This is a genomic window from Anaerosporobacter sp., from assembly GCF_031551385.1.
In the GTDB taxonomy this organism is placed as follows: Bacteria; Bacillota; Clostridia; order Lachnospirales; family Lachnospiraceae; genus Anaerosporobacter.
The window spans coordinates 1-21,042 of record NZ_JAVBNS010000144.1; the positions used below are offsets into that span (position 1 = coordinate 1).

At 35.1% G+C, this 21,042-nt stretch carries 32 protein-coding genes and 1 pseudogene; 31 read left to right on the forward strand and 2 right to left on the reverse strand.

Annotated elements, in window-relative coordinates; genetic code table 11:
• From RMR19_RS22035 to RMR19_RS11860, 5 genes and pseudogenes are all read left to right on the forward strand, one after another.
• Nucleotides 1-170 (forward strand): annotated as a pseudogene (locus tag RMR19_RS22035) (23S rRNA (uracil-5-)-methyltransferase RumA); the annotation flags it as partial.
• Nucleotides 98-307, forward strand: a complete 210-nt coding sequence (locus RMR19_RS11840) for a hypothetical protein (protein WP_310603733.1) — start codon at nt 98-100, stop codon at nt 305-307. The pseudogene RMR19_RS22035 and the gene RMR19_RS11840, both read left to right, overlap by 73 nt.
• Nucleotides 308-435: 128 nt before the next feature.
• Nucleotides 436-960, forward strand: coding sequence for a ParB/RepB/Spo0J family partition protein (locus tag RMR19_RS11845; RefSeq protein ID WP_310603697.1), 525 nt, complete (start codon nt 436-438; stop codon nt 958-960).
• Between the two features lie 89 nt (nt 961-1,049).
• On the forward strand, nt 1,050-1,181 hold the full coding sequence (locus RMR19_RS11855) for a hypothetical protein (protein ID WP_310603698.1): 132 nt from the start codon (nt 1,050-1,052) through the stop codon (nt 1,179-1,181).
• Entirely contained in the window at nt 1,181-2,875 is a 1,695-nt protein-coding gene (locus tag RMR19_RS11860) for a SpaA isopeptide-forming pilin-related protein (RefSeq protein WP_442871541.1), read from the forward strand. The genes RMR19_RS11855 and RMR19_RS11860 overlap by 1 nt, the downstream gene beginning before the upstream one ends.
• A gap of 98 nt (nt 2,876-2,973) precedes the next feature.
• On the opposite strand, the gene RMR19_RS11865 is transcribed toward RMR19_RS11860, so the two are convergent.
• On the reverse strand, nt 2,974-3,228 hold the full coding sequence (locus RMR19_RS11865; RefSeq protein WP_310603700.1) for a TetR-like C-terminal domain-containing protein: 255 nt from the start codon (nt 3,226-3,228) through the stop codon (nt 2,974-2,976).
• Complete coding sequence (locus RMR19_RS11870) at nt 3,219-3,557, reverse strand: winged helix-turn-helix transcriptional regulator (protein WP_310603701.1); 339 nt, start codon at nt 3,555-3,557, stop codon at nt 3,219-3,221. The genes RMR19_RS11865 and RMR19_RS11870 overlap by 10 nt, the downstream gene beginning before the upstream one ends.
• Nucleotides 3,558-3,794: 237 nt before the next feature.
• Between RMR19_RS11870 and RMR19_RS11875 the strand changes: the two genes are divergently transcribed.
• From RMR19_RS11875 to RMR19_RS11995, 26 genes are all read left to right on the forward strand, one after another.
• Complete coding sequence (locus RMR19_RS11875; RefSeq protein WP_310603702.1) at nt 3,795-3,995, forward strand: DUF1858 domain-containing protein; 201 nt, start codon at nt 3,795-3,797, stop codon at nt 3,993-3,995.
• Between the two features lie 116 nt (nt 3,996-4,111).
• Entirely contained in the window at nt 4,112-4,618 is a 507-nt protein-coding gene (locus RMR19_RS11880) for a flavodoxin family protein (protein WP_310603703.1), read from the forward strand.
• 39 nt (nt 4,619-4,657) lie between these two features.
• Entirely contained in the window at nt 4,658-5,164 is a 507-nt protein-coding gene (locus RMR19_RS11885; RefSeq protein WP_310603704.1) for a nitroreductase family protein, read from the forward strand.
• A 22-nt stretch (nt 5,165-5,186) separates the two neighbouring features.
• The gene (locus tag RMR19_RS11890; RefSeq protein ID WP_310603705.1) at nt 5,187-5,705 is read left to right on the forward strand and encodes a nitroreductase family protein; all 519 of its coding nucleotides are present in this window, start codon (nt 5,187-5,189) and stop codon (nt 5,703-5,705) included.
• A gap of 23 nt (nt 5,706-5,728) precedes the next feature.
• Entirely contained in the window at nt 5,729-6,367 is a 639-nt protein-coding gene (locus tag RMR19_RS11895; protein WP_310603706.1) for a flavodoxin family protein, read from the forward strand.
• Between the two features lie 126 nt (nt 6,368-6,493).
• Complete coding sequence (locus RMR19_RS11900) at nt 6,494-6,652, forward strand: hypothetical protein (RefSeq protein ID WP_310603707.1); 159 nt, start codon at nt 6,494-6,496, stop codon at nt 6,650-6,652.
• Between the two features lie 20 nt (nt 6,653-6,672).
• Entirely contained in the window at nt 6,673-7,131 is a 459-nt protein-coding gene (locus RMR19_RS21900; protein WP_331654720.1) for a hypothetical protein, read from the forward strand.
• On the forward strand, nt 7,125-9,278 hold the full coding sequence (locus RMR19_RS21905; RefSeq protein ID WP_331654721.1) for a recombinase family protein: 2,154 nt from the start codon (nt 7,125-7,127) through the stop codon (nt 9,276-9,278). Before RMR19_RS21900 ends, RMR19_RS21905 begins: the two co-directional genes overlap by 7 nt.
• Before the next feature lie 188 nt (nt 9,279-9,466).
• Entirely contained in the window at nt 9,467-10,558 is a 1,092-nt protein-coding gene (locus RMR19_RS11915) for a PDDEXK nuclease domain-containing protein (protein WP_310603708.1), read from the forward strand.
• Between the two features lie 101 nt (nt 10,559-10,659).
• Nucleotides 10,660-10,974 (forward strand): hypothetical protein, encoded by a 315-nt coding sequence (locus RMR19_RS11920; RefSeq protein WP_310603709.1) that lies wholly within the window; start codon nt 10,660-10,662, stop codon nt 10,972-10,974.
• Nucleotides 10,975-11,100: 126 nt separating this feature from the next.
• Nucleotides 11,101-11,667 (forward strand): ParB/RepB/Spo0J family partition protein, encoded by a 567-nt coding sequence (locus RMR19_RS11925; protein ID WP_310603710.1) that lies wholly within the window; start codon nt 11,101-11,103, stop codon nt 11,665-11,667.
• Nucleotides 11,642-12,847, forward strand: coding sequence for a hypothetical protein (locus RMR19_RS11930; protein ID WP_310603711.1), 1,206 nt, complete (start codon nt 11,642-11,644; stop codon nt 12,845-12,847). The genes RMR19_RS11925 and RMR19_RS11930 overlap by 26 nt, the downstream gene beginning before the upstream one ends.
• A 61-nt stretch (nt 12,848-12,908) precedes the next feature.
• Entirely contained in the window at nt 12,909-13,658 is a 750-nt protein-coding gene (locus RMR19_RS11935) for a hypothetical protein (protein WP_310603712.1), read from the forward strand.
• A 130-nt stretch (nt 13,659-13,788) separates the two neighbouring features.
• Entirely contained in the window at nt 13,789-13,956 is a 168-nt protein-coding gene (locus tag RMR19_RS11940) for a hypothetical protein (protein ID WP_310603713.1), read from the forward strand.
• A gap of 14 nt (nt 13,957-13,970) precedes the next feature.
• Nucleotides 13,971-14,144 (forward strand): hypothetical protein, encoded by a 174-nt coding sequence (locus tag RMR19_RS11945; protein ID WP_310603714.1) that lies wholly within the window; start codon nt 13,971-13,973, stop codon nt 14,142-14,144.
• 302 nt (nt 14,145-14,446) lie between these two features.
• A complete protein-coding gene (locus tag RMR19_RS11950; RefSeq protein WP_310603715.1) occupies nt 14,447-14,941 on the forward strand; it encodes a hypothetical protein in 495 nt (164 codons plus the stop codon).
• A gap of 3 nt (nt 14,942-14,944) precedes the next feature.
• The gene (locus RMR19_RS11955; protein WP_310603716.1) at nt 14,945-15,136 is read left to right on the forward strand and encodes a hypothetical protein; all 192 of its coding nucleotides are present in this window, start codon (nt 14,945-14,947) and stop codon (nt 15,134-15,136) included.
• Entirely contained in the window at nt 15,118-16,308 is a 1,191-nt protein-coding gene (locus tag RMR19_RS11960; protein WP_310603717.1) for a hypothetical protein, read from the forward strand. The genes RMR19_RS11955 and RMR19_RS11960 overlap by 19 nt, the downstream gene beginning before the upstream one ends.
• Nucleotides 16,309-16,394: 86 nt before the next feature.
• A complete protein-coding gene (locus RMR19_RS11965; protein ID WP_310603718.1) occupies nt 16,395-16,874 on the forward strand; it encodes a helix-turn-helix domain-containing protein in 480 nt (159 codons plus the stop codon).
• A gap of 585 nt (nt 16,875-17,459) precedes the next feature.
• Nucleotides 17,460-18,281, forward strand: a complete 822-nt coding sequence (locus RMR19_RS11970; RefSeq protein WP_310603719.1) for an ATP-binding protein — start codon at nt 17,460-17,462, stop codon at nt 18,279-18,281.
• Between the two features lie 4 nt (nt 18,282-18,285).
• Nucleotides 18,286-18,681, forward strand: coding sequence for a hypothetical protein (locus tag RMR19_RS11975; protein ID WP_310603720.1), 396 nt, complete (start codon nt 18,286-18,288; stop codon nt 18,679-18,681).
• A gap of 5 nt (nt 18,682-18,686) precedes the next feature.
• Nucleotides 18,687-19,178: a hypothetical protein gene (locus RMR19_RS11980; RefSeq protein WP_310603721.1), complete on the forward strand. Its 492-nt coding sequence runs from the start codon at nt 18,687-18,689 to the stop codon at nt 19,176-19,178.
• Between the two features lie 353 nt (nt 19,179-19,531).
• The gene (locus RMR19_RS11985) at nt 19,532-19,705 is read left to right on the forward strand and encodes a hypothetical protein (RefSeq protein ID WP_310603722.1); all 174 of its coding nucleotides are present in this window, start codon (nt 19,532-19,534) and stop codon (nt 19,703-19,705) included.
• A gap of 167 nt (nt 19,706-19,872) precedes the next feature.
• A complete protein-coding gene (locus tag RMR19_RS11990; protein WP_310603723.1) occupies nt 19,873-20,019 on the forward strand; it encodes a hypothetical protein in 147 nt (48 codons plus the stop codon).
• On the forward strand, nt 20,019-20,126 hold the full coding sequence (locus RMR19_RS22045) for a DUF2800 domain-containing protein (RefSeq protein WP_334308197.1): 108 nt from the start codon (nt 20,019-20,021) through the stop codon (nt 20,124-20,126). The genes RMR19_RS11990 and RMR19_RS22045 overlap by 1 nt, the downstream gene beginning before the upstream one ends.
• Nucleotides 20,127-20,528: 402 nt before the next feature.
• The gene (locus RMR19_RS11995; RefSeq protein WP_310603724.1) at nt 20,529-20,858 is read left to right on the forward strand and encodes a hypothetical protein; all 330 of its coding nucleotides are present in this window, start codon (nt 20,529-20,531) and stop codon (nt 20,856-20,858) included.
• The last annotated feature ends 184 nt before the right edge of the window (nt 20,859-21,042 follow it).

Below are 21,042 nucleotides of genomic sequence, written 5' to 3' on the forward strand. Positions count from 1 at the left end.
ATGGGGTGGAGAGGATTGTGTATATTTCGTGTAAGCCGACGAGTTTGGCGAGGGATTTGGAGGTGCTGACGAAGAGGGGGTATGAGGTGGTGAAGGGGTGTGCGGTGGATATGTTTCCGCAGGGGGTGCATGTGGAAACAGTGGTACTACTACACCGGAAAGATTCCTAAAAATCCTTGATTTTAGGCACTTTGAGAGGTTTTATCGGTTTGACCAAAGTGATAGAAAAACCTATAAAAAAGCGATTTCGGATGGAGTAAACGTGTCAGTGGTTCTTGATATGGAGTCAGGAAACACATCAAAGTAAGGTTAATATTTTCGTTATTCAACTAAATAGGAATAAGTCGTGAGACCGTTCATTTTCAAGCTAAATGAGAATGAGCGGTCTCTTTTTTGTTTGAAAAATTTATTTGTTGAAAGGATGTGGATACGAAAATGGGTGCAAAAAAGAAGGAATGTTCTTCTTCAAAAGAAGAGGTTATAACAGAAAGTAATATGAATATGCAGGTGGATGAAATCAAGTCTTTGAAGCTAAATGAGTTGGTAAATTTCAAGGATCATCCATTTAAGGTAGAGACGAATACAGAGCTGTTTGAACTGATGCAGAGTATAGAGAAAGATGGAGTCCTTGTTCCACTGCTTGCTAGACCTAATCCAGATGGAGAAGGGTATGAATTAATCTCAGGACATAGAAGAAAGGCGGCATGTGAATGGGCTGGGGTGACAGAGGTGCCTGTTATTGTTCGTAATCTTGACGATTGCCAAGCGGTTATTGCGATGGTTGATAGCAATTTGCAGAGAGAGCATATTAAGCCAAGTGAGAAGGCGTTTGCTTACCAGATGAAATTAGAGGCTATTAAACAGCAGGGAAAGAGAAGAGATTTAACTTCGTCACAAGTTGTGACGAAGTTGGATGAAAATCCAACATTGATAGCAGACAGAAAGCAGAGATTTCTGTAGCAAAAAAGGATTCTGATACAGGAAATTTATTAAAGGGTGGAACATATACACTTTATGCAGAAAATGATATTAAAAACTATGCTGGGCAAATGATTGTGACAAAAGGTACGGCATTGCAGACCGTGACAACAGGTGCAGATGGAAAAGTTTCATACAGAGTAGATATTCCAATTGCAAACAGTTATTCTATTTCAGAAACGCAAGCACCGTATTTCAGTTAATTAAGGTATCTGGTAATGGAGATGATACAGAAGCTCCTCTTTTGAAAGGGGCAGGGTTTACGGCATATTTGAAATCTGCGTTACCAGTAAAAGAAGATGGTAGCTATGATTATAGCAAGGCGACACCTATTATTATTGGTGAAGATGGAAAAACAACCATTTTTTCAGATGAAAAAGGATATGCGGTATCCATTCCAATACCTTATGGAACGTATGTGATATTAGAAACAGTGACACCACACAATATGAAAACAATCAAGCCATTTGAAGTTAAAATTACAGAGAATAATCCGACAAAACCGCAGACTTGGAGGGTATTTTTGGATCGTGAGTTTACAGCAAAGCTTCGTATTGTGAAGAAAGATGCTGGAGTAACGTTTGAGGTGTATGCGGCTGAGGATATTGTGAGTGCGGACAGACTAGGTCATGTCTACTATGAAAAAGATACGCTTGTGGCAACTATTGTTACAAATAAAGATGGTATTGCAAGTATCTATGACTTGCCACTGGGTAAATATTATGTGGTGGAAACAGCAACTATTGATGGATTTGTATTAGATGCTACACCGATAGAAGCGGATTTATCTTATGTGGATCAGCACACGAAGGTGGTCTATGCGGGAATGAATGTAAGCAATGAAAGACAGAAGGTACAGATTGGTGTAACGAAGAAAGATGCGGAAATGGGCAAGGTATTAGAAGGCGCAGTGTTTGGTTTATTTGCAAAAGAAGATATTGTAAATAAAGAAGGAAAAGTCATTGTGAAAGCGGATACACAGATTGAAAAAGCTGTGACAGGAAAGAAGGGGAACGTAACTTTTGTATCTGATCTTCCGCTTGGAAAGTATTATGTGAAGGAATTAGAAGCACCAAAAGGATATGTGAAATCGAAGAAAGTATTTGATGTGGATGCCTCTTATAAGGGTGAAAATGTTGGTGTTATTGAAGTAGAAGTCGAGTTTAAAAATAAGCCGATTAAGGTTGAGATTTCAAAGACGGATATTACGGGTGAAAATGAGTTAGAAGGTGCGGTGTTATCGGTTATTGACTCAAAAGGAAATCTTGTGGAGAAGTGGACTTCGAATGGTGAGCCACATAGGATAGAGAGACTTCCGATTGGTAAGTATATTTTAAGAGAAGAGACGGCACCATTTGGTTATGCCATTGCTACTGATGTGGAATTTGAAGTGACTGAAACGGATAAAGTTCAGAAAGTAATGATGAAAGATGAAATGGCAGTTGGTGGGATTGTTATTCAAAAAAAGGACTCTGTTTCTGGTAAGGCATTAGCAGGGGCAAAGTTTGAAATTCGTGATAAAGAGGGTAAGGTTATTGAAATACTGATTACGGACAAGAATGGAAAGGCAGAGTCTAAGGAGCTGAATATTGCAACTTTTAAAAATGGTAAGTATGTGGAGGCAATCACTTACTATGTGGTAGAAGTGGGAGCTCCGCAGGGGTATATACTTGATGAGACAGTGAGAGAAGTGGTATTTGAGTATAAAGATGGTAAGACGAAAGTAATTGAGCAGATACTTGAAATCAGCAATGTTCCGATAGAACCGAAGTTACCACAGACAGGAGATGATACAAATCCGTGGATTTGGATTGGGCTTGGTGTGTTGAGTGTTATTTGTGGATTAGGGGTATGTTTCCGAAAGAAAGAGGAAAGAATTAGGTCAATAATGGACTAAAAGTGGATAAAAGAATTAGAAGTTTGTGGTATGATTGTAGTTACAAATCATATCACAAACACAATTCATTAAAATTATGAAGGGGTAAGATATCTCCCTCAATCTGTTTTTTTAATTCCAAATGTATTTGTAATATGCTGCCGAACTTGTTCTGGTGTTTCGTCAAAGTCGTATCTTATCCATTGATAAATAATTCCAAAATAACCATAAGTAAAATAAGACATCAAATAGGATGTTGCTTTATCATAAATCTCTCCGGCCGGAATAAGAGTTTCAAATATCTGCATGATTACAGTAATAAGTCCATTACGATAAAGTAAAGAGAATAAGTTTTGAAAATTGGTTATTTGCATTTCATGTATTCAATGTATTTCTGCCCCCATAAATTAATGCTGTCTAAAACAGGTTGGAATTCCTTACCGATATCACTTAGTTTGTATTCTACTTTTGGAGGAATTTGAGCATACTCAGTTCTTATAATCAGACCTTCTGATTCGAGTTGTTTTAGTTGATTGGATAATGTGGCGTGGGTCATTTTGGGCATTTGCCGTTGAAGTTCATTAAATCGTATAGGACCATTACTTAGATAGTACATAATTATAATCGCCCATTTACCTTGCATTAATCGTTGGGCTACTAAACAGGGGCAGAGTATTTCTTCGTTGTCATTGGATTTGTTCATAATCAGTCTCCTTGCGGTATCTTTGAGAATACTAGGTATTTTTCATAATCGTACTTGAAATATTTGTTTACGCGATATAAAATCGAACTACGGAATATATATTGACTATGATATCATATTGTACTAATAAAAGCAAGGAGGTAAAAGTTGCTCGTGAATTTATAAATTACTTAACTAAATGATTACAGTAAATATTATACAAATTAAAAAATATTAGAAATAGGAGAAATAAAGACAATGATAATTACGAAAGAAACTACTATGGGACAGATGTTGAATTATGATATGGGAATTGCAGATATACTAACAAAATCTGGAATGCATTGTGTTGGATGTCCATCATCAATAAATGAAACACTTGAGGAAGCTTGTGTGGTACATGGGATTCCATTTGAAATTGTGCTTGCATCTATAAATAACTATATTACGAATAAATAGAAAAATTAAGGTCAGGGATAATCATGGAACATACTAGCTTCCCAATAATGAAATTTAAGAAAGGAAAATATAATCCAATCACCTGATAAAATATAATTGGATTATATGAATGTGAAATGAAACGAATATTAATTTTGAACGGTTCGCCCCGTAAAAACGGAAAGACTGCATCACTTATAAAGGCTTTTACGGAAGGTGCAGAAACTTCTGGCAATGAAGTCAGGAATCTTTATATAAGTGAGATGGACATCAAGGGATGTATTGCCTGTGAGGCATGTAGTCAAAACGGTGGTAATTGTATTCAGAAGGACGATATGATACAGGTTAATGAAGCTGTAGAATGGGCTGAAGTAATTGTATTTGCTTCGCCTATGTACTGGGGAATAATCACAGGGCAACTGAAAATTGTGATTGATCGTCTTTATGCTGAGTGCAATAAGCTAGGATGGAAGGGATTTAACAAAGAAACCGCACTTATCATGACGGCTCGAGGAGATTACTATCAACAGTCTCTGGACTTTTATTCTATCTTTACAGACATGATGAAGTGGAAGAATTGGGGGACGGTCTTAGGAGCTGGGAAAGAAAAAGAGGCATACGCCATAGGGGCATCAATTAACTAACATAACAGGCTGCAAGGGCAGTGTGAAAGGAAGGTAAGTATGGAATTTAAACAGGTTATTACGGAACGGGAAACCGTTAGAAAGTTTGATGGAAAAAAGCCATCTGAAGAACAGCTGAAGAGCGTTTTAGAAGCAGGTCGCATTGCACCGACTGCTGCAAACTGTCAACCGCAGAGAGTGTATGTGCTGGAGAGTGAGGATGCATTAAAGAAGATGGATGAGGCACATCCATGCCGTTACAATGCCTCCACCGTACTCATGGTCTGTGCGGATAAGAGTGTAGCTTTGGATTTGAATGGAGCATCTTCCTATGAGGTCGATGCTTCTATCGTTGCAACCCATATGCTTTTGTCAGCCTATAATGAGGGTGTTGACTCGGTATGGCTCGGTGTATTTGAACCAGAGAAGGTTCAGAAGATCTTTGAAGTGCCGAAAAATATCCTTCCCGTCGGCGTTATAGATTTGGGTTTCAGAACAGAGGACTACGAGGGTAATCCTATGCACAGCAAAAAGAACTCGATGGAAACAATGATCACTAGAATGTAACAAAACAAGGAGGAATCTTTCGATGTATAAAGACTTTTTAGAATTGGCAGAGAGCCGCTATTCTGTCAGACAGTATTCAGATAAGCCGATTGAACAAGAAAAAATGAAGCGGATTCTCAGAGCAGCACAAGTTGCACCTACAGCAGCAAACAAACAGCCACAGAGAATTTTTGTTTTGCAAAGTGATGAGGCACTTGCAAAAGTGAAAGCAATTACTCCATATAGCTTTCATGCACCCACCGTTCTGCTGATATGTTCGGATAGCCGGGAATCGTGGAAAGCAAAAGACGGGCATAATTCCGGTCCGATTGATGCAGCAATCGCCATCACCCATATGATGCTGGAGGCATTTGACGAAGGAATTGGTTCTTGCTGGGTGCGAGGCTTTGACAAAAATGTGCTGGCAGAAACCTTTGAACTACCGGATTATCTGGAGCCGGTGGCACTTCTTCCAATCGGCTACCCAGCGGAAAATTCAAAGCCATATCCCGGAGCACATGATAATCGATTGCCAATTGAAGAAACAGTAACATATTTGTGATAAGGAAGTAGGAGGAAAATATCATGAAAACAATTTTGATTAATGCAAGCCCAAGAAAAAACTGGAATACGGCACAGTTGGTGAAGGAAGCAATGAAAGGCGCAGTAGCTGCGGGAGCAGAAGTAGAATATATAGACCTATATGATTTGCATTTTAATGGTTGCATGAGCTGTATGGCTTGTAAAGCAAAAGGTGCTGAAAAAGGAAAATGTTTCTGGAAGGATGACCTTTCACCTGTGATCAGCAAAATACTTGAGGCAGACAACTTAATCATCGGTTCGCCTATTTATTTTGGGGAGCCGACTGCGCACTACCGAGCATTATTAGAGCGATTGCTATTCGTCACATTGAGTTATGACGGGGATTATTTCGCATTTGATGGAAAAGTAGATGTTGGCATCATATATACAATGAATGGAACGCAGGAAGATTATGAAAATAGTATGAAATCTGCACTATCTGTTCATGAAAATACTATGAAGATGTTCCTACACGGAAGCGTCAAGGTTTATCCTTCTTATGATACGCTACAGGTATCTGATTACAGCAAGTATCATATGGAAGGTTTTAATGAAGAAGCTAAAAAGAATAGACATCAGAATCAATTTCCAGTAGATTTGAAAGCAGCTTTTGATATGGGATTTGAAATGAACAAAATGTAGGTAACTGCAAATTTGTCTAATAGAACAAATTTTCACACAATCATTTTATTTTAATAAACAATTAACCGAGAGGTATAAGCCAAAAACTTGTACCTCTCTATTTTTATGCAAAAACGGAGGTAACACATGGAAGGTAAGATAAGCATTTGTATTCAAACAAACAAAAACGGAACAGTAAGTGTTTCCATTGACATTCCAATAAGCAAGTTTGATAAGGAATGTGAAAAAAGAGTTAGTGTTATTGATGAGACAAATATACTTTTATTCAGCCACAAAAAGAAGTAAATATTCCACATGATTATATTGTGCAGACACTTCTTCGTGAGACAGGATTTACAGAAGGAATGACAAGGGTTTACAAAATCTTTGAAGAGATAGCTGAACCATCGGAAAGAGCCAAACGCATAAAAAAGGAATATGGACAAGGTGGAGCGAGTTGGCCACTTGAAGGTTATGGGTTGCATGGTTATGACAGTTTTCACGCAAAGGGGCTTAGGCTTCAATGGAGAGATGCAGAAGGTGAAAAAGAGGGCTATATTTCATGGTCAGCGGTAGAGCGTGAAATAGGTGCATTGATTTTAACAGGAGAATATTTACCAGAGCAGAAAAAACTTGATGAACATGCAATTGAGGATGCCTTTGAAAAAGATGAAATCATGGATGGGGAGTTTCGAGAAGTAGAAACTGAAGAAGGATTAGATGCGTTTGCCATTCCAGATGAGCCGGAAAGTTACCATAGTGCTAAGCGTAATGAAGCATGTTAAAGCAGATAGAGTCAGAAAACAGACTTGCGACACCAGAGGAGCAAAAGATTTTAGCTAATTATGTAGGTTGGGGTGGAATAGCAGAAGTTTTTGATGAGAGAAATGAAACTTGGAACAAAGAATTTGATGAGTTAAAGGCATTATTGACGGAGGATGAATATATTGCTGCAAGGGCAACCGTTAATAATGCTTTTTATACCTCACCAGAAATTGCAAGCTGCATAAATCAGGCACTGGTTCAATTTGGATCTCGGGGAGGAAATGTGCTGGAACCTAGTATGGGTATCGGTAATTTCTTTGGAAGTCTGCCTACGCCATTGCAAAGATGTAATCTCTATGGAGTAGAAATTGATAGTATTTCTGGTAGAATTGCCAAACAGCTCTATCAAAAAGCAACGATTAGCATTACTGGATTTGAAAAGACAACTTATCCGGATAACTTTTTTGATGCAGTCATTGGAAATGTGCCTTTCGGTGATTATAAGCTCTTTGATCCAAAGTATAATAAATTGAATTTCCGTATTCACGATTATTTTATTGCTAAGGCGTTAGACCAAGTAAGACCAGGTGGTATGGTAGCAGTTATTACTACAAAAGGGACACTGGATAAAAGTAATCCTAGTATCCGAAAATATATGGCTGAGAGGGCGGAACTTGTGGGAGCAATTCGACTTCCTAATACAGCGTTTAAAGGAAATGCAGGGACAGAAGTAACTGCAGATATTTTGTTTCTTCAAAAACGGGAGAGAAAGATGGATGTGCAACCAGACTGGGTGCATTTGGGTTATACGGACAATGGAATAGCAGTAAATTCATACTTTGTAGAACACCCGGAAATGATGCTTGGTCACATGGAATATGACACCAGAATGTTTGGTCAGGATTCAAGATATACGGTGTGCGTCAATGAGGATGAGGCGTTCAATCTCTATGAAGCATTAAATAATGTTAAAATGGGTATTAAGATGAAGATGAAACGTGGTGAGCTGATGGGGTTCAACGGTTGTCTTGGATATAATTATCATAAAGAAGACAAATCCATATCAGTAAATGAACCAGAAGCAGAGATCGTTCGTTTGATTTTTGACCTGTATATTCAAGGATATGGTACTTATACGATATCAAGACAGCTTGAACAGCTTGGTAAAAAGAATAAAAAAGGCATTGTAAAATGGACAGATTCCGGAGTAATGGGTATCATTAAAAATGAAAAATATAAAGGAGATTTATTACTGGGAAAATCATTTACCGTAGATCCGATTTCAAAGAGACGACTAGCAAATATGGGAGAAGAAGAACAGTATTATATAAAAGATCATCATGAACCCATCGTGTCAAAAGAAATATGGGATACAGCAAATGAAATTCGAGAAGCACGATATCGTATTGATAATATGGTAGTGGATGGTGTCAGAGTAAGAGCCACAAGAAAGTATGCATTTAGTAGCATGTGTGAATGCGGTTTTTGTGGTAGGTATTATTGTAGGCGTTCTCATCATCAGAATACACATCTAATAAAGCCAGTATGGAAATGCCGAACATCAAGCTATGAAGGCGTTGCAAAATGTCCACATAGTAAAGCAATTGATGAAGTAATAATTGAAAATGCATTTTTGGAAATGTTTAATTTGCTGGCAGAAAACTTTGATGATGTACTCGAATCGGTACTTAAGTCAGTGGAAGAAACAATTTTAAATGATGAAAGTGCTGCAAAAATCAGTAGGATTGATAAATCAATCAGTAATCTAGAAACAAAGCGAAAAAAATTGACCGATATGCTATTGAATGATAAAATTACAAAAGAAGCCTATGATGAGAAATATAACGATTTTACCCGTAAGATTAAACAAGAGAAAAAAGAAAGAAGCCTGTATGCATCCAATGTGAATGCACAAAGAGATATAAGTAGTAGAATGAAAGAAATACGTAGCAGATTAGGCGAATTTCAAGGAATGAAAGAATTTGACCGCATTGTCTTTGAAAGCATTGTGGAGAAAATTATTATAGGTGAAATAAATCCAGATGGTAGTTTTGATTCATATAAAATTACCTTTGTATTAAAAGGCATAGAGAACCGCTCTATTCCGGATGTAAAGAGTAGATACATGAAAATTTTGAATAAGGCAAAACACGGTTGTGACAGGTAGCTATATCATTTGCAAAACAATAGAATTATGATTTAAATGCGAACTGTCCGGGATTTCCGGATAGTTCAAACAGAAGATAATTGATAGATGGAATGAAATGCGAAACAGAAAGATTAGGCGTATCTTTATATTAAAATGCCAGTCACTGACTGGTAAATTGATGTAGGCACGTTGGTACAAAGTATTGAATGAAAAATATAAAAAGTCATTACATAGCTTTAGAAGCGAAAAACTGTGAAAGGGGTGATTATTTGGAAGAGAAATTTGAATTGCAGTCAAAGGAAACATATAGCCAAATTAGAAATACTGTGATTTCTGCGCAGTCAAAAGTAGCTGCAGTCGTAAATACCACAATGGTACAAGCCTATTGGGAAATTGGTGAGCAGATTTACTTGGCATGTGATAGAAATGATAGAGCAGAATATGGAAAAAGTCTATTAAAATATTTATCCGAAGAACTGACAAGAGAATTTGGAAAAGGTTTTACAGAGCGTAATCTTAGAAACATGCGTCAATTTTATCAACTGTTTCCAATTCGGCACACACTGTGTACCGAATTGAGTTGGTCACATTATCGTCTGCTTATGCGGATTGATAATGAGGAGCGAAGAACTTTTTATCAAGAAGAATGTGCAAAAGCTAGATGGAGTGTTCGTCAGCTAGAGCGACAGATTAATACAATGTATTATGACAGAATGCTTGCAAGTACCAATAAGTCCAAAGTAGCAGATGAAATAAATCAATTAGAGCCAAAACCAGAATACGAAAAAATCATAAAAGATCCATATGTATTGGAGTTTTTAGATTTAGAAGCGAATCCACATTATTATGAAAAGGATTTGGAACAGGCGATTATTGACCATTTACAGAAGTTCCTACTTGAATTGGGCAGAGGATTTTGCTTTGAAGCAAGACAAAAGCATTTTGTATTTGACAATGAGCACTTCTATATTGACCTTGTTTTTTACAATTATATTTTAAAGTGTCATGTATTATTTGATTTAAAAATTGGGAAACTTACGCATCAAGACTTAGGTCAGATGCAAATGTATGTAAATTATTACACACGAGAATTAATGAATAAAGGGGATAATCCTCCAATCGGAATTGTGCTTTGTGCGGATAAAAGTGATTCGGTCGTTAAATACACATTGCCGGAAGATAATAAGCAGATATTTGCGTCAAAGTATATGACCTATTTACCAACAGAAGAAGAGTTAAAGAAGGCGTTAAATCTTGATGATTATATTAAGATTGATAATTCTGATTTGAAAGAATAGAGATTTAACAGACACTGTCTGTTAAATTGAACTGGTCACATAACAGTATCAGAAAAATATTTAGAAACAATAAAAATTCATTAAGTGGAGGTATGTTTGAAATGAACAATCACGAAAACTTAGTGAATAAGGAAGAGAAAAAACTTACAAAAAATGACACCACGGGAGAGTATACCGAGGACAATTCTTCTCGGCAAAACGAGTTAACCAAAGAATACTCTTCTCCGGGTTTCGGTACATGTGGAGACAGTAATACTACTACATCGGAACAATATCTAAAAATCCTTGATTTTAGGCACTTTGAGAGGTTTTTTAGATTTGACCAAAGCGATAGAAAAACCTATAAAAAGGCAATATCAGATGGAGTAAACGTGTCAGTGGTTCTTGATATGGTGTCCGGGAACACATCAAAGTAGGGTTAATATTTTCATTATCAACTAAATAGAAATAAGTCGTGAGACCGTTTGTTTTCAAGCTATTTGAGGATGAACGGTCTCTTTTGGTTTTAAGAAATTATTAGTTGAAAGGATGTGAAGGTAAACATGGGGGCAAAAAAGAAGGACAATTCTTCTTCGCAAGAAGAGGTTCAGATGGAAAGCAATACGAACACACAAGTGGATGAAATTAAAAAATTGAAGCTAAATCAGTTGGTAAATTTTAAAAATCATCCATTTAAGGTAGAGACGAATACGGAGTTATTTGAATTGATGCAGAGTATAGAGAAAGATGGAGTTCTTGTTCCATTGCTTGCCAGACCGAATCCTGATGGAGAGGGGTATGAGTTAATTGCTGGTCATAGGAGAAAGGCGGCTTGTGAATGGGCGGGAGTATCAGAAGTTCCTGTTATTATCCGTAATTTAGATGATTGCCAAGCAGTTATTGCAATGGTTGATAGTAATTTGCAAAGAGAGAATATCAAGCCAAGTGAAAAAGCATTTGCTTATCGAATGAAATTAGAGGCAATGAAACAGCAGGGGAAGAGAACAGATTTAACTTTTCCTCAAGTTGAGGAAAAGTTGGAAAATTCAAATTCAATTGTTGATAATCCTACATTAGAACTTGGCAAGATAGTCCCCTTTACTAATGTTAATGGTGAATGGGAAATATGATTCGATAGTTGAAGATTTTAATATTGTAGGTGATTTTAAATGTTTTTTAATTGAGAACAAACCGAAAATCTTAAAATATTTTGAAGACGAAGATTGCCATAATCTAAGAACCCTTATATCAATTATTGGGAGTATACAAAAGATATATACAGAAATGGTTAATAATAATTTTAATACTATTGAAAACTACGAACGCATTATGGATGAATTTTTAAAGTATATTGTCCAACTGACAATTTATTATAGAAATGGTGGAAAAGTAAGTGATTTAAAACTAACTACTGAAATTGGGTATGTAACATTAGGACAAAATATATTTTGTCATACAAGAGGTTTTAAGTTTTTAGAAAAATATTGCACAACACTAAGTTTCTCAAAAATAGAATTTGCTAGAGCGGTTTCGATTTTGCGTAAAGAATATGAAGAAGAGAAACAAAAGAATGAAAAAATGAAAATTGGAATGGCACAAGCATATGGAGAATTGGCATATTGGTGGGAATTAGAAGATGAAAGGGTTGTAGAGTTAATTTCATTACTTAGAGATGAAGTTAAAGAAGATAAGTATCACTTTAATGCTTACCAGAATATAATAAGTCAGTTAATGATTTTGGACAAATATGGATTTGACGTGGGTAGTATAGATGATTTGATATCTACAATGAATCAAAATATTGATAAGTCAAGTGATTTAGTGGATATTGAGAGATTTGGTTATACTTTTGAGAATGACCCAATATTACAAGATAGATATAACACATATGTCGACAGATTAAAATTGAAAGCAGGGGATAAAAATCAAATTATAAAGTCTAATGAGATAGCACCATATTTTGATTCAAGTAATTGGGCAATAGATTTATTTAAATATTGTGAAGGACATTATAATGAATTTTTTACTCGATATGGTTTTATTGACTTGATAGATATAGACATTCTAGAAACAAAAATTAATACTGCTACAACTAAAGAAATATATACAGTTAGAGATATTTTTAAAGTAGTATATAGAGTAGCAAACATTAATGAATTTTTTGTTAATGACATAGATAAGATAGTTTTATTCAGAGATAAAGTAGAACAAATAAATTTTAGTGGACATAATAAACCAAGAGCTAAATGCACATTAGTTGAATATCTTGATGATGTTATAAAAAGGTTGAGGAAAGAGATATATAACTAATATTAAGATGATATCACGAGATGGATGATAAAACTCATTTATTGTTATAGAGGTAGTTAAAATGGCAGATAATATTTTAGATAAATTGTTGAATGAAAAGATAGAAGAATATGAAAAATATGCAAGTGAATTAAAGAATGCTGATTATGTTAAGAAAATTTTGATACATTTTTTAAAGTGTAGAGAAATGGAAGAAAGCAAAGAATATCAAGAACTATCTTGGCAATGCAAAGAAAAGAAACGATTAGAATATGATTGTGATGCTTATTATTACAATAAAATCAGAAAATATTCAGAGTTTGAGGCACTATATAGTGATACAATGGTTTCATTTTGGACACCTTATAAATTAGCTCTTTATCAAAATACTGGATGGAGTTATAGTAAAAGTAAAACAAGTTTAGAACAACTAATAAAGCAGATCAATTGTGGAAATAAGGGCTGCTTAGAGGTAAATAAAAAGTTTGAAAGTTTTGCAAAAGTATATTACACGAAAGGTAATTTTATGTTACTTCCAGATAGGAAGATGAATAATGATCGAAATAAAATATGTGAAGATAGAATTGATGAGACGTTATATCAATGTTTTGAGGGAGGTTTATTATCAAAATATTTTAACGGAGATGATTCACTTCGTAAATGGGTAGAGGAACAAAATTTATATTCATTATTTATAACTAAAGATATAAAGCGTGAAAACATTATTCCATTTAGTACGCCAAATGTATTTACCTCATTTTATATGAGTATAGATCAAATATGTGAATATATAGGTAAAGCGACAGAAGTAATAAAAGCGAGAAATCAATAACATTATAATTTTAATGCAACACACATCAACTTTATTTATAAAACAATCAACCGAGAGGTATAAGCCAAAAACTTGTACCTCTCTATTTTTATGCAAAAAAACGGAGGTAGAACATGGAAGGAATAAACATTTGTATTCAAACAAACAAAGACGTAACAGTGAATGTGAGCAAGAAATCGAGGTTAATCATGAGATGAAAAATCACAATGATATAGACCTCGGATATGAACTAGAGAATATGGTAAAAAAGTGGTGCGATGATGAAGACGAAGGTCGCATCTATGACAATTTAGATTAAGGAGGATTTTAAATATGATGAATTATGAGATTTTTAAAGAAGTGGTGGTAGAGAAGTTTAAGGACTATCTACCCAAAGAGTATCAAGGAATGGAATTTTCCGTTCGTCCAGTAGAGAAGGTAAATGTAACACTAGATGGCATGGAACTGATTGACAATAGTGGAGATATCACAGTAATGCCAGTATAGCGAAGATGAACAATGTGGCAAAGGAGCACGAGGCATCAAAAGCGATTAAAGAATTAATAGATCTTGCGGTATAGATTTTATCTTAAAATAAAAGATATGGCTTAACAACAGATATCAAAAGGTGTGGTAATACTGAACGAGAGAAAAATAATTCCAAGGAGATGAAATAATATTCCAAAAAAATATTGCAATCAGCTAGTCGTTGTGATAAGATAATTTTGGAATAATCATTCCCTGAGTTGGAAGTGTAGCTCGCGAAAATGAAGTGGAGATTATTCAATAATAAAAAAGGAGCCATTGTCATGGATGAAAAAGAAAAAAACTTTTATGCCTCGGCAAAGCCTACTGTGGAGCTTTTTGCGCTGTTTCAACGAGCAGAGGAACTAGACGTCGATGGATTAGGGAAAGCTGAAATATACGAAAGAGCACAGCGTTATTTGATAAAAAACAAGGAATCAGTTAATTTCAAAAGTCTTTCGAAAAAGCAGGAATGGAAATATGATGGAGATATCCCATCATCGTTTAAAGTAAGAATAAATGATATGGGTATAGACATGAAGGTAACAGATATAATTAAGGATGAATATGCTATCAACCGTGTTATGACGCCATTTAAAATGAAAATAACATTATTAGCGTATATTGAACACCTGGAGGCCACGGGGATTTTTGAGGATGAGTGGAATAAGGAAGAGACAAAAAGTATTGATGAACTAAGAGTTCAGGGAATATCTCTTGTTCTTAGAGCGAATCGAGAGCAGCTTGAAATGATAATTAATAAATTGATGGAGGGATAAGAGATGACGATGATTTCACAAGTATTTACACAAAAAGGACAAACAGAGAGTATAAGTGTCGCATATGGTAGTTTGATAAAACTTAATCCCGCAGACAAGTATAGTAAGCAAAAGGCAGCGGGTTCCCTTGGAGGAGCTTCGCGATGGGGATACATAGATCTTTTGCCCGGGGGAAAATGGATGCGAGTAAGGTGATGAAAATGGATGATGAGACTTGTAAAATTGAACAATTCTTTGTTGGGATTGTAGAATCAGGAGCGTACTTATCTAAAGAGTATCTAGTGTATTCAATTAGGAGAAACATACTTGATTATTTGTCGCGAACTTGGTTAAAAACAGGTGTGGTTCCACCATGGTTGGAATCATTGGTAGAGTATGTTAAAAATGAATTTCAAAAAAGTAACATATCGGCAGATGCTATGTTTGAATATATGCTTTCTAATGATGCGAGTTATTGGATTCATCATATGGACTACGCTGTATTAAGACCAATAAACATCAATATTAATGAGACAGGTGAGGATGTTGAATTTGATAGGGATGTTTTTATGGTTGTATTAACCGCATATATTTTAGATTGCTTTAAACGGAAAATAATTGACATTGAAGAAATAGTTAGTAATGAACAAATGATATATGAGACAAACCAATACGGGTTATCTCTTGTGAATGGTGTGAAATTTGAAAGAGATTACTTTGTTTTTGATAATAAAGCATACATGTATAGCGTATTAACAGACACATCTGTAATGAGTTTTACTGACAGTATGCCAGGATTTGCAAGAATAATTTTAGAACAAGTAAAAACTGGGGATGTATTGTTGAGGCTTGATGAGCGATTGGCATTACCTTTAAAACAAGCTGTTTCATACTCTAGTTTAAATTTTGATCAATATTACGGACCGCAATTTGGGTTTAACAATAGCAAGTTAGAGAGACTAAAAACAATTATTGTGCATATAGATATTGAGACACAGGACAAGCTATTAATGGTAGTCAAACAGGATTATGATGCCAAACGTGAGGAGCCTTTTTTACATATTGAAATAGAAACGCTTCCTAAAGTTGAAGAAAGTAAAAAAAGTACACATTGTATTACGACATTTTTGCATGGGATGTATTATCCCGAACATGATTATTTTATACACATAGATTATACAAGGAATCAATATGATTTCGAAGATTATATTAAAAAGTATTTAGAGAACACCGTAGAGGTGCCAATTGATTTTTATGCAAAAAAGGAACTACATTATAAGATTTGGTGCGTGGAAAATGGGTGCTATTCAAGAGAAACATGGTATAATTTAATGATAGTATCATTGCCAACTAGGTATCAAAAATTACTTAATGAGATATTGGTATAAATGCAATATGGGTTAAATTCAACTTGACAACTCCTTCCTTTAGAGTGATTACTACAACCACTATAAAGAAAAGGAGTTGTTTTATTATGAAAGAAAAAGCTACAGAAAAAAGACAATTGGAGTATACAATCATCAAGCTCCATCAAGAAGGTTTGGGTTATAAGAAAATATCAGACATACTCGGATTAAAACGAGATCAGGTTCGATACATATGTAAGAAGTATGAAACCACAACAGACAAAAATGCAGCCAAAAAGGACATTCCAGGACGCTGCACGAATTGCGGAGCAGTTTTTGAACTCCAAAAGTATTCGCCCAATAAGAGGTTTTGCAGTGAAGCGTGCAGGAGAAAATGGAACGAGCTGCATCCTAAGATGTATTCCCATATGTGTGAATATTGTGGAGGAGCGTTCGAGAGCAGAAACACCAAATCAAGGTATTGCAGTCAAGAGTGTTATAATCGGGCTAGATTCTATCGGGAAGATGATATTGTGGAATTGAGCCAAGACTTGAGAGAGAATAAAGAGCATATCACGCCGGAGTGGATTAAAAAACTTATTAAATGAATTGAGAAAAGGGGATTTGTTTGATACAATAGAAGATATTGAAAATATACTCAATCGCGGAGAAATGGCCGGTTTTACGAGTACTTCATGAAACCCGGGGCAAAGAGAACGAATACACCCTGAGACTTGAAATAATTTCGCGAGCTATTTTCTATGCGAGATGCAATATGCGGCAAAGATGACTTCGCACGTTGAAACCGTTTGCATTCTATCTCAAAAAGCCCAGTAAATCAAAGGAATCTGGGGATTTAGATGAGATATGTAGGTGTGCTTTTGTGTTTGATTAGAGTGAAATATGTTTCCGGTCACTGTGGTGGGGTGAGAAAAATGAACTTTTTAGCAAAAGGTTTGAAACTTGTCAAATAAGCACTTTTGTCTTGTGACGGAGAGATGAATTAGATTTTTGTTAAGCAATTGTAACTGTAGATTATTTATATACTGTGAAGGAGTGGGCGTCTATCTCGGTTTTATAAAGTATGCACCCTCAACAATAGTTGAAAAAACAGAACCTAGTGAAAACTGGATTCCGAGTAATAGTATCAATTTTTTATTTGAAAAAAGTATATAATAAAGATAGGAGGAAAAATGAGCAATTATAATTCATGTAGCCAATTAAATAGTGTAGATACATTCAAAATTACACGTGACCAACTTGAGAAATATTTTACAGGATTAGTAGGTTTCCATAAGCAAAGAGCGGAAATCGACAGAGTTGTAAAGTGGTGTTTTAATCCAGATATAGACAAGAAATACTGGAACTTTCTGCATATGAATGGTAATATTCTTTTGTATGGAAAGCCTGGAACAGGAAAAACATCAATAGCGTATGAATGTGCTTTTAACAATGAAAAAGCAACCTTTTATTCCATTAATCTGTCTTCTTTGATATCAGAAAAATTGGGAAAAACAGAAAAAGCATTGACCCATTTTTTTGAGGAAGTGTTTCAAGAAGCAGAAACATCAGCAACAGTTTTACTTATGGAAGAAATAGAAGCTTTTCTTCCTAATCGCTCTTCTTCAAAAGATATTGAAGATATGAAAAGAGCGCTCACTGTGTTCATGCACTATTTAGATTTGTTTATTCAGAATTTGGTCATTATTTGTACAACCAACCATAAGGATTTACTTGATCCAGCTATCATGCGCAGATTTAGTTTTGTATATAAAATTGAAAATAGTGAGAAAAAAGATATTATTGATTTTTTGACACAGCGAAACAATCCGTTTTCCAGTGGATTTTCCAATAATGAAATTAATAATGAAATAGCGGAGTATGTTGTTGAACATAAAATGACATTTTCTGAGTTGAAATATCACATGAAAATGATATTTATTTCAGGAGAAGATTCAGAAGGTCAAAATGTCAATTCAGCTAATCTTTTAAAGCACTTAAAAATGGAGGAATGAGACGATGAGTAGATGTTTAATATTAGTCAAATATTCACTTGAAGATACACAGATTTGCGAAGATAATTCAAAAAATATAGACAGTATTGATATTTCAGATGAAATGATAAATGATTTGGAACTTAGTAAAGTGATTGATAGAATATGTGTGTTTGAAGAATCAGGTGGAGTTAGCTATGAAACTGAAGTCATTGCCAATCCTAGCATACGAGATATTATAAAGAAATGCGAAGAACTGGCAGTAATATATTGTTCGGAAATACATAAAGGCGTTGTGAATGATAAAGACAGGAACGATACTTTTGAAAAGCTTACTGTCCTACTTAATATAAGAAGAATTTTAAGAAAAAAACAGATTAAATTTAAAAATGATGACAGTGTTTACATTGTATGGGGGTGAAGAATGTGCAAAATGACAAGGATAAGAATAAGGGTCGTAAAGGTGAAAGAAATTTTTTAGAGAAAGTAATTTTTAAAATGCAAAGAAATGGCGAGGATATTGATTATAGAAAACCTACATATACTAACGAACCGGATGACGGATTGGATTTTGAATTAAAAGTACCACATAACACTGGTGAAAGACTTGAAGCCATAGCAAATCATAAAGATACTATTCAACCCCCTTCAAATAAAAAAATCGATATTCGAGTCGACCATAAAAATTATGATAATAAAATTGGTAAGCCTGTTGCTCAAAAATTTATTGATGATATCCACAAAAATCCTATTGACACCGAACATTGGTTGACAGGAGGAAATGGACTTACAAAACCTGCTCAAGAAGTACTTAATCAGGCTCAGAAACCGGTTCGTTATTTTTCGCAAAGAGATATCAATACAATAAGTAATTATTATGATAATGAATTAGAGAATACTCTTGATAATGAAAAATAATCATATACATGGCATGATTTATATTTTATAAAAGTTATTACACCAAATGCTAAATTTAACTATTATTGGTCTGGTTCAAGGTATAAGTGCTCTTGGAAATATTAAGCCCCATAAGATGCATATGGGCGATAGTCTGGTCTTGAGTTAATCCTGTTCTTTGTCTAAGTGTTTGAATCTTCTTTCCAATATCCATATACCACCATAATATGAACACCATAATTTGATATGATGTGTAATTTTGATATAATGTAGATAGTAAGATTAAATCAAAAACAAAATTTATTCAAATGGAAAAATAGTAAGAGGTACTTATAACAGATATAAAGATATGAGTGAAAAATTAAAGGAGGAATATGACAACAAAATATACTTACAAATGCCCCTATGAAAAGGAGTGTCCAATTAATAAACATTGTCATGTACTTACAACAGCACAAGAAATTATTGGACCGTTACCAGTAATGATTCAATGCGCTGCAAAACATAAAGAAGAAATAATTGTTACCATAGGAAGTAAATCTGCTTAGAGTAAGAAAACAAGAAAAATGAATAAGGAAGAGTGACTCACAAGAAAGCCGCCTAGACGAGCTAAGTTGTAGGACTCAATGAAACGGACCAACCGTTTATTGAATTCTGCAAAAATAGCAAATCGGGTGGCTTTCTTTAGTTACGCCAATTTTAGGCTCCGTTTCATGTGATTTATGATATGTTCATGGCAGAGCAGATTGCTACTATTTCTAAGGATGACGTAGAAGAAGTTATGGATCACTTACGCGAAGAGGATATTGAAAAAGTAAACTACGCAATCTACGCGAGTCTTGATTTAAGGGAGGCGAGCTAATGAGTGCACATGTGGTACTATCTACATCTTCGGCGAAAAGGTGGATGACTTGTCCACCTAGCGCCCGCTTACAGGAGCAGTTTGAAGAAAAAAAGGAGTCGGTGTAATGCCATTATGGCAAAGATTGAAGGTTGGAAAAGATATGATGGTAATAAGTCAGGGAGGGTAAAATTCCCTATCTACGGAAGTCAATATGCCTATTCCAAAGAGGTGTCCTAGAAAATGTGGTGCACTTTAGTCGGTGCACAAGGGTGGATGAAAACTAACAAGAACACAGGAGGGGAACACCGCCAAAAGTCCCATAAAAGCAGGTGATTTTACAGGTAGGTGTTCCAGTGTTCAAGATTACCTATTGAGTAATAAATAATAATAGAATAATAGGATTTGAGCACGTAATACGCATATATACACGCGTAAGAGTTTTTTGGGCATAGAACACTTTTGTTGAACACCGGGAAGAAAGGAAGATTGGTATGCGAGAAAGTGTAATTGAAAGGAGTTGTTTTTATATGAAGGAAAATAATGAACGTAATACGCTAAGGCATTGTAGCTACTGCGGAAAGGAATTTCAAATTACACCGAAGGCATATCACCAGCATTTGTGCAGTGATGAGTGCAGAAGAATGTGGCATAATACACACAGAAAAACCTACAATGGAATTTGTAATTATTGCGGTAAGACGTTTACTGGTAATAAGCCGATTAAAAAATATTGTAGCAGAGAATGTTTTTCGAGGGCTGAGTTTTACAAACAAGAGGATATAGCTGTGCTATGTCAAAAATTAATGAAGGGGGAGGCATGTAGGGTGCCGGAATGGATTAAAAAACTTATCAAATAAATTTGAGAAAAAGAACATTTTCTGATAAAATAGCGGTAGGTAAAAAGCTAAAAAAAGGAGGGACACGATTACGCAGTCCCTAATCTGTGCCATATCCAATATTGATTATAGATGGCTTCGCATGTGGAAACAGTGGCACTACTACACCGGAAAGATTCCTAAAAATCCTTGATTTTAGGCACTT

Excerpts from the sequence above, each read along its gene's own strand:
- RMR19_RS11920 (WP_310603709.1), top strand. The coding sequence starts at position 10,660 with ATGAACAATCACGAAAACTTAGTGAATAAGGAAGAGAAAAAACTTACA.
- RMR19_RS11865 (WP_310603700.1), bottom strand. The coding sequence starts at position 3,228 with ATGCAAATAACCAATTTTCAAAACTTATTCTCTTTACTTTATCGTAAT.
- RMR19_RS11885 (WP_310603704.1), top strand. The coding sequence starts at position 4,658 with ATGGAATTTAAACAGGTTATTACGGAACGGGAAACCGTTAGAAAGTTT.
- RMR19_RS11995 (WP_310603724.1), top strand. The coding sequence starts at position 20,529 with ATGAAGGAAAATAATGAACGTAATACGCTAAGGCATTGTAGCTACTGC.
- RMR19_RS11895 (WP_310603706.1), top strand. The coding sequence starts at position 5,729 with ATGAAAACAATTTTGATTAATGCAAGCCCAAGAAAAAACTGGAATACG.
- RMR19_RS11925 (WP_310603710.1), top strand. The coding sequence starts at position 11,101 with ATGGGGGCAAAAAAGAAGGACAATTCTTCTTCGCAAGAAGAGGTTCAG.
- RMR19_RS11955 (WP_310603716.1), top strand. The coding sequence starts at position 14,945 with ATGACGATGATTTCACAAGTATTTACACAAAAAGGACAAACAGAGAGT.
- RMR19_RS11975 (WP_310603720.1), top strand. The coding sequence starts at position 18,286 with ATGAGTAGATGTTTAATATTAGTCAAATATTCACTTGAAGATACACAG.
- RMR19_RS22045 (WP_334308197.1), top strand. The coding sequence starts at position 20,019 with ATGAGTGCACATGTGGTACTATCTACATCTTCGGCGAAAAGGTGGATG.
- RMR19_RS11985 (WP_310603722.1), top strand. The coding sequence starts at position 19,532 with ATGACAACAAAATATACTTACAAATGCCCCTATGAAAAGGAGTGTCCA.
- RMR19_RS21905 (WP_331654721.1), top strand. The coding sequence starts at position 7,125 with ATGTTAAAGCAGATAGAGTCAGAAAACAGACTTGCGACACCAGAGGAG.
- RMR19_RS11900 (WP_310603707.1), top strand. The coding sequence starts at position 6,494 with ATGGAAGGTAAGATAAGCATTTGTATTCAAACAAACAAAAACGGAACA.
- RMR19_RS11965 (WP_310603718.1), top strand. The coding sequence starts at position 16,395 with ATGAAAGAAAAAGCTACAGAAAAAAGACAATTGGAGTATACAATCATC.
- RMR19_RS11855 (WP_310603698.1), top strand. The coding sequence starts at position 1,050 with ATGATTGTGACAAAAGGTACGGCATTGCAGACCGTGACAACAGGTGCA.
- RMR19_RS11950 (WP_310603715.1), top strand. The coding sequence starts at position 14,447 with ATGGATGAAAAAGAAAAAAACTTTTATGCCTCGGCAAAGCCTACTGTG.
- RMR19_RS11875 (WP_310603702.1), top strand. The coding sequence starts at position 3,795 with ATGATAATTACGAAAGAAACTACTATGGGACAGATGTTGAATTATGAT.
- RMR19_RS11970 (WP_310603719.1), top strand. The coding sequence starts at position 17,460 with ATGAGCAATTATAATTCATGTAGCCAATTAAATAGTGTAGATACATTC.
- RMR19_RS11945 (WP_310603714.1), top strand. The coding sequence starts at position 13,971 with ATGATGAATTATGAGATTTTTAAAGAAGTGGTGGTAGAGAAGTTTAAG.
- RMR19_RS11930 (WP_310603711.1), top strand. The coding sequence starts at position 11,642 with ATGTTAATGGTGAATGGGAAATATGATTCGATAGTTGAAGATTTTAAT.
- RMR19_RS11845 (WP_310603697.1), top strand. The coding sequence starts at position 436 with ATGGGTGCAAAAAAGAAGGAATGTTCTTCTTCAAAAGAAGAGGTTATA.
- RMR19_RS11935 (WP_310603712.1), top strand. The coding sequence starts at position 12,909 with ATGGCAGATAATATTTTAGATAAATTGTTGAATGAAAAGATAGAAGAA.
- RMR19_RS11870 (WP_310603701.1), bottom strand. The coding sequence starts at position 3,557 with ATGAACAAATCCAATGACAACGAAGAAATACTCTGCCCCTGTTTAGTA.
- RMR19_RS11960 (WP_310603717.1), top strand. The coding sequence starts at position 15,118 with ATGGATGCGAGTAAGGTGATGAAAATGGATGATGAGACTTGTAAAATT.
- RMR19_RS11915 (WP_310603708.1), top strand. The coding sequence starts at position 9,467 with ATGAAAAATATAAAAAGTCATTACATAGCTTTAGAAGCGAAAAACTGT.
- RMR19_RS11880 (WP_310603703.1), top strand. The coding sequence starts at position 4,112 with ATGAAACGAATATTAATTTTGAACGGTTCGCCCCGTAAAAACGGAAAG.
- RMR19_RS11890 (WP_310603705.1), top strand. The coding sequence starts at position 5,187 with ATGTATAAAGACTTTTTAGAATTGGCAGAGAGCCGCTATTCTGTCAGA.